This window comes from Microcoleus sp. B6-A1, assembly GCF_036705085.1.
GTDB lineage: Bacteria > Cyanobacteriota > Cyanobacteriia > Cyanobacteriales > Microcoleaceae > Microcoleus.
The window spans coordinates 20,936-29,472 of record NZ_JAUBTU010000087.1; the positions used below are offsets into that span (position 1 = coordinate 20,936).

At 46.1% G+C, this 8,537-nt stretch carries 7 protein-coding genes; 5 read left to right on the plus strand and 2 right to left on the minus strand.

Features of this window, described 5'->3' with window-relative positions:
- Positions 1-51 precede the first annotated feature (51 nt).
- Together QUB11_RS25030 and QUB11_RS25035 are read left to right on the plus strand one after the other, a co-directional pair.
- The gene (locus tag QUB11_RS25030) at positions 52-936 is read left to right on the plus strand and encodes a LapA family protein (protein ID WP_333206494.1); all 885 of its coding nucleotides are present in this window, start codon (positions 52-54) and stop codon (positions 934-936) included.
- A 22-nt stretch (positions 937-958) separates the two neighbouring features.
- Positions 959-1,510, plus strand: a complete 552-nt coding sequence (locus QUB11_RS25035) for a shikimate kinase (protein ID WP_333206493.1) — start codon at positions 959-961, stop codon at positions 1,508-1,510.
- A gap of 1,069 nt (positions 1,511-2,579) precedes the next feature.
- Here the strand turns inward: QUB11_RS25035 and QUB11_RS25040 are convergent.
- Together QUB11_RS25040 and QUB11_RS25045 are read right to left on the minus strand one after the other, a co-directional pair.
- Positions 2,580-3,023 (minus strand): hypothetical protein, encoded by a 444-nt coding sequence (locus QUB11_RS25040; protein ID WP_333391962.1) that lies wholly within the window; start codon positions 3,021-3,023, stop codon positions 2,580-2,582.
- 64 nt (positions 3,024-3,087) lie between these two features.
- Complete coding sequence (locus QUB11_RS25045) at positions 3,088-3,492, minus strand: NIL domain-containing protein (protein ID WP_190741019.1); 405 nt, start codon at positions 3,490-3,492, stop codon at positions 3,088-3,090.
- Positions 3,493-3,670: 178 nt separating this feature from the next.
- On the opposite strand from QUB11_RS25045, the gene QUB11_RS25050 reads away from it, so the two are divergent.
- From QUB11_RS25050 to QUB11_RS25060, 3 genes are all read left to right on the plus strand, one after another.
- Complete coding sequence (locus QUB11_RS25050; RefSeq protein ID WP_333391964.1) at positions 3,671-4,273, plus strand: thioredoxin family protein; 603 nt, start codon at positions 3,671-3,673, stop codon at positions 4,271-4,273.
- A 117-nt stretch (positions 4,274-4,390) separates the two neighbouring features.
- Positions 4,391-4,525, plus strand: a complete 135-nt coding sequence (locus QUB11_RS25055; protein WP_333206487.1) for a hypothetical protein — start codon at positions 4,391-4,393, stop codon at positions 4,523-4,525.
- Between the two features lie 211 nt (positions 4,526-4,736).
- Positions 4,737-7,964, plus strand: a complete 3,228-nt coding sequence (locus QUB11_RS25060; protein ID WP_333391966.1) for an efflux RND transporter permease subunit — start codon at positions 4,737-4,739, stop codon at positions 7,962-7,964.
- Positions 7,965-8,537 lie beyond the last annotated feature (573 nt).

The window sequence follows — 8,537 nt, forward strand, 5'->3', positions numbered from 1 at the left end:
TTTTAATTAGCAATTACCAATTACCTATTACCAATTACCAATATTTTTAATATGCGACCTGTATTTTTGCTAGTAATTGTGGTGGGGCTGACTATTTTTGCCCTGCAAAATGTGGAGCCAGCATTATCGCTGGTGTTTTTGGGAGTTCGATCGCCTGCTTTGCCTTTATCTATCTGGATTCTGCTGAGCATGGCGGTGGGAGCTATCACGTCTTTATTGATTTCTGGTTTGCTGGCTTTTTCAAATTATCTATCTCCAAGGCGAGACCGCGCCGGCGGCGACAGTCGCAGCGGTCCCGATACTTTCCCAGAGGACAGGAGAACACCTTACACGCCGCCTCCCCCTCCGAGAAAACAGGAAATTGACCCGGATATGAATAGGGAAAATAGCCAAACTCAGGCTGCTGGTTCCTACCGAACAGAGTACGGCACGTCGGCTGGTTACAATGCCCGGACTTTCCAGCAAGAAACTCCGAACCCTTATGGGGCGAAGGATTACGCTCAACCGGGGACTTATGCAGCAGCAGACGATGAGGACGATTGGGTCTCAGATGGCTCAAAATCCGGCTCTCAAGGGGGTGATGACGATTGGGGGGACGATCGCGATTTTCCTGATCGACCGCAGGTAAATGATGTTCCAGCGGCAAATCCGAGGGCTTACGAAGCTCAGCAGGAACCGAAAAGCAAGTCTTGGGCTGGCTCAGTATATTCTTACGGCTATCGAGATCCAAACCAGTCTGGGGTGGGACAAACAGAGTCTGTATACGATGCAGAGTATCGGGTGATCGTTCCCCCCCAAGAGGCGATACCTAAACCCGCTGATGAAACACCAATAAATCCTATGGCAGAAGCAGAGGATGATTGGGGATTGGATGAGGGTGATGAGTTTGATGACGATGATGGCCTCAGTGGCGGATCGATTAACCTGAAAAAATAGAAAAATATCGGAGGATTTGGCAGTGGATGGGTTGAGGGGAGTAAATATTTATCTTGTCGGGATGATGGGTGCGGGGAAAACAACGGTGGGGCGGATTTTGGCAAAAAAATTAAAATACCGTTTTTTTGATACTGATGAACTAATTGTTCGAGTTGCTAATCAGTCAATTGCTGAGATTTTCGAGCGAGAAGGGGAAGAGGCTTTTCGGGAACTAGAAACTAAAGTGCTGGGGGAATTGTCTGCGTATCAAAATTCGGTAGTGGCTACTGGCGGCGGCATTGTGACCCGATCGATGAATTGGGGTTACTTGCACTACGGTGTAGTGGTTTGGTTGGATGTGCCTGTAGATCAATTGTACGATCGACTGCGTTCGGACACCGCTCGACCCCTACTGCAGGAGGGCGAGATCAAATCTAAGCTGCAAAGCCTTTTTAAAGAGCGAGAGCGTTTCTACACTCAAGCAGATGTCCGAGTCTATGCTGGTGTGGGCGAAAGGCCTGAAGCAGTGGCGACTAGGGCGATCGAGGAAATCCAAAAAGTTATCAAACCACAAACCGGGCCCGATCTCAATTGATACATTCACAAATCGAGTTTCTAAGAAAATAACAGTTTTCTGAGGACTTTTGATACCAGTTCAAAAAAATAATGCAACCCTACGCAAACTCTAAACCACAAGCTTCCTCTGTCATTCCCAAAATCTAAAATCTAAAATCTAAAATCTAAAATGGTATGATATCAAATCCGGTAGCATCGGAATTATTCCTCTCTGTATTCTCTCCCTCTGCGTTCTCTGCGCCCTCTGCGGTTAAATCATTCCGATACAACCGGAAACGATATGACTTGGGTGAAAATACTGATATTTGTCTGAGTGTGTCCGTTTAACCACCCAATATTTTGCAATCCACCGGGTTTGACTTGATATGATGCGTAACTTTTATCAGTATGAGGATGTGGTGATGCGGAGATTTTATACAAGAACTAATGCCAGACTCATCTGATTCGTTAAAGTCGGCTATTGAGTTATCCCTAAAAATAAAAGGGCCCCACCGCTGAAGGGCTGTAGGGCGCAAGGACAGTTAAACGCTAACTTGATTGTCGGGAAATTTAGCATCAATGATACTCTGCTATGTGACGATTTTACGATCGTCCATTCCCTCATCAACTCTCTCGTATCAAAAAATGTAACCCAGCACCGATCGAATTCAACGTGCCTTATTCTAAAAACAATACCTCATGCATTCTGACTAGCAGCTCCCTAAAGCTGCTTTTTTATTGCGATGAGTTTTTGGCTGCGGGACTTGCGGGATTTTGGCAATAAGATTTTGAGCAACAGTGGCTAAACCTCAATACTGCCATAGCGGTTTTCAGTTCCCCTCCAGGTTCGTCGTTAATTGGTAATTGGTAATGGGGAATGGGTAGTTGGGAATGGGGCATTGGTAACAACCAGCGGGGAATCAGCCATTGACAAGCTGTACCTCACGAGGATTGAAAACTGCTATGATTACGGCGCGGAACGGGAATTAATCCGGGGGAGGGGGATTGAAAAAAAATAAGCTGTATTTATTGATGGGCGATCTGATAGTTTTCGGCTAAATATCCGTTGCGAGTTATAGAATTTGGTTGGATGAATTTCCCGTTCCTCATTAAAAGAATACGACCCTGCCTGTCCTTGACCAAAACTCGATCGCTCCACCCAGCCCCACACCTGTTAAAGAAATGGTAGCTAATACCGCAAAAGCCCGCCAATTTTTCCAACCAGACATTTGAATATCGAGTCTTGCCAAAGCTCCGGCTGAAATCAAGAGTAAACAAGTAGCAAAAAGGTGCAGCCAAGCAAAAACTACCACTGCCACAAAAGCTCCTACAATAATAGAAAGAAAAGCACCGATATCACTCGAAAACCACCGCAAAATTAAGGCTTTTATGTCTCTCAGCGGGAAGGACAAGGCTGCAGCCAACACGAGAATTGAAGCTATGGCTAGAAACCAAGTCAGGTGCGGGGGAACATCAAACTCAGATAATTTCCAGCCAAAAGTGAAATAAGTAACAAAAAGTAGAGTTAGGGAAACCCAAGAGTTTTTTTTCATCCAATGGCCAAATTAGGAGAACCAGGCAAAAAAAGATGATGCTCCCGATGACTTTGTACAGGGCCTAGAGGTTAGTAGAAATAGCTTGCACCGGACAAGTAGGGATGCACTGCTCGCAAACGATACAGCGCGATCGAGCAAAACTTAGTTTAAAGCTTTCTGGGTCAAGGGTCAAGGCTTCTGTCGGGCAAACCCCCGTACACAAACCGCAGTCAACGCAGATATCTTCGTCTATGAGTATTTCCCGACTGGCTAGAGAAACGCCGATATTTTGCGATCGCATCCAGTCGATCGCCGCTTCTAGTTGGTCGATGTCCCCTGATAACTCTAGCACCAGTTTGCCCACTTGATTGGGAGCCACCTGAGCGCGGATAATGTTGGCTGCAACATTAAAATCCTTTGCCAGTCGATAGGTGACAGGCATTTGGATCGATCGTTGGGGAAACGTCAGTGTTACCCGTTTTTTCACCCTGCAAGTCCTCGGTAATTTACAAACAATCTTTGTTATCTTATGTTTTAGCGCACTTGGTCTAATTACTGCCTTTAGCACAAATTTTTATGAGATGGGTCTGATTATCTCAAAATGTGCTATAATCTGAATCTATTATTTAAAATAAAAACATAGAAATCAAAGCGCAATTTATTTTATGACCCAGAATTCCCCCAAGTCAACTGTCGCCCCCGTCGCCAAAAATCCCGAAACAAAAGTCGCCACGCGCCTCAGAAACTTATTGATCGTGTTAACAGCGATCGCCCTTTCAATATCCATCTTCTTCGGGCTGCAAACCCAAACGCCATCAAGCAGTCTCACCGACATGGCAAAAGCTTCAACGCCATTAGAAACAGCTTTGGTAAATGGCAAACCGACACTCATGGAATTTTATGCCAATTGGTGCGGTAGCTGTCAGGCAATGGCTAACGATCTGAGCGAAATCAAACAGAAATACGCCGAACCGATGAATTTTGTGATGCTGAATGTAGACAATGACAAATGGCTGCCAGAAATCACAAAATATCGAGTAGACGGCATCCCGCACTTTGTCTATTTGAACGATAAAGGCAGCGCCGTTGCTGAAACGATGGGCGAAATGCCGCGCAGTATTATGGAAGCTAACTTAGAAGCTTTAATTGCAGGAAAACCTCTGCCACACGCCCAAGCAGGCGGTCAAGTTTCTAATTTTACTCCCCCCACAGGGCCGGTGAAAACAAGTAGCTCTGACCCCCGCGCCCACGGATCTCAAGTACAGTAAAAGAAGGAAGTTCGGCAACGGATTCGCTCCACGGATGTAACGGATGTCAGGAAGAAGGAAGAGGGAAGAAGGAAGAAGGAAGAGGGAAAAGGGAAGAAGACTTTATGAACAGGCAAGATGCCTGTTCCACAAGAAAGTTTATTTGTTGTGGAACAGGCATCTTGCCTGTTCCTGATTGCGATAACTTACAGAGATTCAAAAGCCGATCGCAATTTCTGGCAATCTGCGTTTTGGGCGATCGACTACCTCTAAAGGAATATTCAAAAAAACATTTTTCACAATTTATTAAAATTTATTATACTACTTGTCAGGTGCGGAGCGTAAATATTCTCTCACTCCCGATACACAATAAAGCCTGACCGAAAACAATTTAGTCGCCAGTCCCGCGATTCATTCCTTTGCAGGGTGACTGACTGGGTAAACTTTTCAAATCTAAAATCTAAAATCTAAAATCTAAAATCAAATGACCCCCGACAAACCCGGATTCAGCATTAGCGCGACCGCGATTCGTCGCCACATCGGCACCCTCATGCTGACACTTGCTATCATAATCGTGGGCTTTTTCTACATCACGCAACTGCCCGTTGACTTGCTACCATCCATCACCTATCCCCGCATCGGCGTGCGCTTAAACGCCCCAGGCGTCTCCCCAGAAGTAGCAATAGACGAAGTTACCCGCCCCCTCGAACAAGGACTTTCCGCCACTGAAGGCGTCATGCAAGTTTTCTCGCGGACTCGCGAAGGACAAGTCAGCGTCGATTTATTCTTCAAACCCGGGGGCAACATCGACCAGGCCCTCAACGACGCCACCGCCGCTGTCAACCGCATCCGCAACCGACTTCCCGATACAGTTGAATCGCCCACTCTCTTTAAAGTTGACCCTTCCCAGCAGCCGATTTACGAATTTGCCCTCACTTCCAACTCCTTGCAAGGAGTTGATTTGCGCGTATTTGCCGACGAAGAATTATCCAGAGAACTAAACGTAATTCCTGGAATAGCAGCAGTTGACGTTGCCGGCGGCGTGCAAGAAGAAATTCAAGTAAATATTGACTTAAATCGCTTGCAATCTTTAGGTGTCAGTATTTCCGACGTTTTATCAGCCCTTGAATCCCGCAACCTCGACACTTCCGGCGGGCGGCTGCGGCAAGAAGCAGCGGAACCTTTAACCCGTACCGTCGGGCGATTTAAGAATGCGAAAGAAATTCAGGCAATTTCTTTTCAAGCATCGGGTTCTAATCCGCCAAAACGAGTATTTTTGCGAGACTTTGCTCAGGTAATTGACGGTACAGAAGAAGAACGAGTTAAAGTATTTCTCAATCAGAAAGCAGCAGTAAAAATTAGCATTCAAAAGCAGCCGGACGCGAATACAATCTCAGTTGTAGACGGCATCAAAAAGCGGCTAGAAGAATTAAAAGCATCCGGGGCAATTCCCGAAGGTACGACTATCGTCAATACCTTCGACGAGTCTAAGTTCATCCGCGATTCTATTAGCAATGTCCTATTTTCTGGTTTAACCGGGGCTGTTTTAGCGGGGGCATCAGTTTTGCTGTTCCTCGCTTCCCTTCGCCAAACTTTGATTATTGTCCTGGCAATTCCCCTCGCAACTTTAATGGCGATTATCCTGATGGGAGTTTTTGGCCTATCTCTGAACGTTTTCAGTTTGGGTGGTTTGGCGCTGGGTGTGGGAATTGTGGTCGATAACTCGATCGTGATGCTGGAGAATATTGTCGAAGGAACCAGCAATAAAAACAGTGCAAACGGCAAGCAGCGCTTAAGTAACAAGCAGTTGATGCAGCAAGCAGAAAAAAGTAGCCAAGAATTAGAATCGGCTTTATTTGCTTCCACCATCACTAACTTAGTTGCCGTACTGCCATTTTTGCTCATCGGCGGCTTAGTTTCCTTACTTTTCAACGAATTAATTCTCACCATCAGCTTTTCCGTCGCCGCCTCTCTGATTGTCGGATTGACAGTTGTACCGATGATGGCTTCTCGGCTGCTAGCGCTGCGGGTATCCAGCGGTTTGAGCAACTTTTGGCCACTGCGCGCATTCGATCGAGCTTTTACCAATGCTACCGCCGGTTACGGTAAATTTTTATCGGGCATAGTGCGGTGGCGGTTGATTATCATTGCAGTAGCGATTATTGGATTGGGTGGCGGCAGTTGGCTGATGGCTGGTCAAATTCCCCAGGAAATATTGCCCAGAATTAATACCGGTCAAGCGAGATTGTTTGCTTTGTTTCCGGCTGGCACAAATTTGGCAACCAACCAAAGAATCATGGCAGAAGCTGATAAAATTATCCTCAGCCAACCAGAAACTCAATACACTTTGACGACGGTGGGCGGGCTGTTGTTCGGCAACAATACGGTTGAGAATGTGCTGCGCGGCGGCTGCAACATTACGCTGAAACCTGGCACCAATACATTGGATTTTGTGCAGCGAGTTACGCAAGAATTGAATAAAAAAATTGATTTGCCTAAAAATACTCGTTTGCGTCTGAATCCAGAAAATGTGCGGGGTTTGGTTTTAACTAATTCGCCAGTGCGCGGGGCTGAAGTTGATGTCCTGCTTCAGGGCGAAAACGAACAAATATTGCAGCAAACTGGCCGCGAGATATTGGCAACTTTGGATGAGAAGGTAAAGTTAGCTACTTTTCGCCCGGATGGAGACCCGCAGCAAACGGAAGTGCAGATTCGCCCCAACTGGGAACAAGCGGAAATCTACGGGTTGAATGCGAGGCAAATTGGAGAGGCGATTCAGACAGCAATTCAAGGTTCTGTTCCTACGCAATTGCAGCGGGGAAACCGTTTGGTTGATGTGCGGGTACAGTTCGACCGCGCTGCTGTTCAATCGATTTCTGCACTAAAATTTATCCCTTTAACTGCTAGGAATAACAGCATTATCCGCTTGAGCGATGTGGCGAATATTGAACTTGGAAAAGCGCCTGGGGAAATTCAAAGGCTTAACCAGCGCCAAGTTTTCATGATTGCTGGGAATATTAATAAGGGCGCGAGTTTGGGCGATGCTTTGAAACAAGTGGATGCAGTTTTGTCGGAAATCAAATTGCCACCAGGAGTACGAGTTATACCGAGTTCGGCGGCGGAAACTAACCGGGAATTGCAAAGTTCGCTGATTGTTTTGGGCTCTTTGGCGGCGTTTTTGGTATTTGTGGTGATGGCGGTGCAGTACAATTCGCTTGTCGATCCGCTGGTGATTATGTTAACGGTGCCGCTGGCTTTGGCTGGGGGGATTTTCGGGCTGTATGCGACTAAAACTGCGATCGGCGCAACGGTGATTGTGGGGGCGATTTTGCTAGTGGGAATTGTGGTGAATAATGCGATTATTATGGTGGAGTTGGCGAACCAAATTCATGAAGACGAAAAGGTCGATCGCGCCACAGCAATTCTGAGGGCGGCACCTCAGCGCTTGCGTCCGATTTTGATGACAACTATTACGACAGTTTTGGGTTTATTTCCCCTAGCTTTGGGCATTGGAGACGGTTCGGAATTCTTGCAACCTTTGGGTGTGGTGGTGTTTTCCGGTTTGTCGCTGGCGACGCTGCTGACGCTGTTTATTATTCCGTGTTTTTACATTTTGCTGCACGATTTCTTCGGGATATTTGCAGCGAAGAAGAAACCGCAGGTGGTTGCTATTCCTGTGCAGAAGGCGGGGAGAAAGACTCCGAATTTGTAATAATTTAGTGCCAGCAAATACGCGCTTTTCCCACAATCCGGCAGGGAATGAATTCCCTGCCTCATAGCGAAAGTCGGTTAAAACCGACTGTAGATTTTGACGGGAAGTGCGATCTATTTCAGTCTTCTTTTAGAGGACTTTTACTATGAGACTGGGAATTCATTCCCTGTCGGGCTGTCGGTTAAAACCGACTGTAGATTTTGAGGAAAAATACGATCTATTTCAGTCCTCTTTGAGAGAACTTTTGCTATGAGACTGGGAATTCATTCCCTGTCGGACTGTCGGATTTACCAACAATACTGGTACTGCATTTGATGTTAAGTTGAGGCGCCGATAATTAGTCGGTAAGGTGCGTCAGTAAACAGTCTCTGACTCCCCAAAGAAATTCCCGACTGACGCACCCTACGATAAATGCTGCAAGATTTCAGTTAAAATAGAGCTTATTTACGCTGAAATATCTTTATGCTAATTTTACCAAAAAATGAAATACAAATTGACTAGTACAGCTCGGCGTAAATACACAGACTATTAAACAGCCAAGACTTTACCCTTATATGTCCACTTAAAAGGTTT